The organism is Hoeflea sp., assembly GCF_984452065.1.
In genome coordinates this window covers 1-1,918 of the sequence record NZ_CFHWAF010000246.1, presented here as the reverse complement: position 1 = coordinate 1,918, position 1,918 = coordinate 1, and the positions used below count along the sequence as shown (strand labels likewise).

The window sequence follows — 1,918 nt, the reverse complement described above, 5'->3', positions numbered from 1 at the left end:
TCATAAATGCACTTGCCTAATCAGTTGACTAGTCAAGTTATGGCCATTGCTGGATGTGTCGGTTTCTCGGACCGGGATCGGAGCCTGTCCGTCAGGCGCCGCCGCTGGCCGCATAGAGGTGGCGGGCATACGAATCGGAAAAGTCGCCGGTGTGCAATGTGCTTGCCGGCGCGATCTCGACGATGCGGCCCTTGTTCATCACGGCCATGCGATCGCACATGAAACTGACGACGGGCAGGTTGTGCGTCACCAGAAGATAGGTCAGGCCCTGATCCTTGCGCAGCCGCTTCAAGAGATTGAGGATTTCGGCCTGGACCGAGACGTCGAGCGCGCTGGTGGGTTCGTCAAGCAGCAGGATCTTCGGTTTCAGGGTGAGGGCGCGGGCGATGGCGACGCGCTGACGCTGGCCGCCGGAAAGCTGGTGCGGAAAGCGGTAGCGGAAGCGCTGGTCGAGCCCGACGAGGGACAGCACTTCGCCGACGCGGGCGTCACGGTCGGCAAGTCCGTGGACAGCCAGCGGTTCCGACAGCACCGTGTCGACGGTCTTGCGCGGATGCAGCGAGCCATAGGGGTCCTGGAAGACCATCTGGCAGGTGCGTGAGAACGCCCGATCCGTCCGGTGGCCCCGGTCCTTGCCGAACACCCTGATCTCGCCGGTCCAGTCCGGAGCCAGCCCGACGATGGATTTCAGGACGGTCGATTTGCCAGAGCCGCTTTCGCCGACGAGGGCAAAGCTCTCGCCTTCGGCCACCTCCAGGTCGACGCCTGAGACCACCTGTCTCGTGCCATAGGAGATGTCGAGTTTCCTTAGTGTGATGGCGCTCATGTGCCGCCCCAGGCCGCGCGGTCGAGGACCGGCAATTCATCACGAGTCTCGTGCATGCGCGGGATGGCAGCCAGCAGCCCCTTCGTATAGGGGTGGGAGGCGTTTTTGAGATCGCGGGCGGCGCAGGATTCGACGATCTTGCCGGCGTTCATCACCAGTATCCGGTCGCAGTAACGGCTGACCAGATTGAGGTCGTGGCTGATCAGGATCAGCCCCATGCCGCGGCCTGTGACCAGTTCGTCAATGAGATCGAGAACCTGACCCTGGACACTGACGTCGAGCGCCGAGGTCGGCTCGTCGGCGATCAGCAGGTCGGGTTTCGGGATAAGCATCATGGCGATCATCATCCGCTGGCCCATGCCTCCGGATACCTCGTGCGGGTAAAGATCGGTCACGTGGGCGGGGTCGTCGATGCGCACCGCATGCAGCATCTCGACAGCCCGCTCGCGGGCCTCGGCGCGTGAGATATTGCCATGGGCGCGCAGCGCTTCGGTTATCTGCGCGCCGATCGTCATCACCGGATTGAGCGAGAATTTCGGATCCTGCATCACCATGGATATGCGGGCGCCGCGCAGGTTCCGCATCTGCCGTTCGCTCCGGGTGGTCAGATCGATCCCGTCGAACAGCATTTTTTGAGCGGTGACCTGTCCCGGCGGGCGGATCAGCCGGAGGATCGACCGTCCGGTCATGGATTTGCCGGAGCCGCTTTCGCCGACGATCCCGAGCCGCTCGCGGCCGAGCGTGAAGGAGATATCGTCGACCACCCGCACCGGGCCCTTTGACGTCGGGAATGTGACGCTGAGCTTTTCGATGTCGAGGAGCGGGGTCACGATTTGTTCGCCTGTTTGGGGTCCAGCACGTCGCGCAGCCCGTCGCCCAGGAAGCAGAAGCCGAGCGAGACCAGAATGATGGCGAAGCCGGGCATGGTGGCGACCCACCACTGATCGAGCAGGAACTTGCGCCCGGAGGAGATCATGGCACCCCACTCCGGCGTCGGTGGCTGGGCGCCGAGGCCGAGGAATCCGAGGCCGGCGGCGGTCAGGAAGAGGGCCAGGTCGCGGCGCAGGCGCGCGACGATGCGCTGTCACAGGC

Annotated in this window: 2 protein-coding genes and 1 pseudogene; all 3 read right to left on the bottom strand. The window is 64.0% G+C overall.

All coding sequences use genetic code 11. The annotated features are described in order from the left end of the window. Positions 1-91 precede the first annotated feature (91 nt). A complete protein-coding gene (locus AC5E6N_RS24020) occupies positions 92-826 on the bottom strand; it encodes an ABC transporter ATP-binding protein (RefSeq protein ID WP_491750176.1) in 735 nt (244 codons plus the stop codon). Next, positions 823-1,656 carry an ABC transporter ATP-binding protein gene (locus AC5E6N_RS24015; protein WP_491750175.1) on the bottom strand — a complete coding sequence of 278 codons (834 nt, stop codon included), beginning with the start codon at positions 1,654-1,656 and terminating at the stop codon, positions 823-825. The genes AC5E6N_RS24020 and AC5E6N_RS24015 overlap by 4 nt, the downstream gene beginning before the upstream one ends. Beyond that, positions 1,653-1,877, bottom strand: a pseudogene (locus tag AC5E6N_RS24010) (D,D-dipeptide ABC transporter permease); the annotation flags it as partial. The pseudogene AC5E6N_RS24010 and the gene AC5E6N_RS24015, both read right to left, overlap by 4 nt. Positions 1,878-1,918 lie beyond the last annotated feature (41 nt).

Bases quoted from the DNA above. Each gene is read 5' to 3' on its own strand.
- AC5E6N_RS24020 (WP_491750176.1), bottom strand. From the start codon at position 826: ATGAGCGCCATCACACTAAGGAAACTCGACATCTCCTATGGCACGAGA.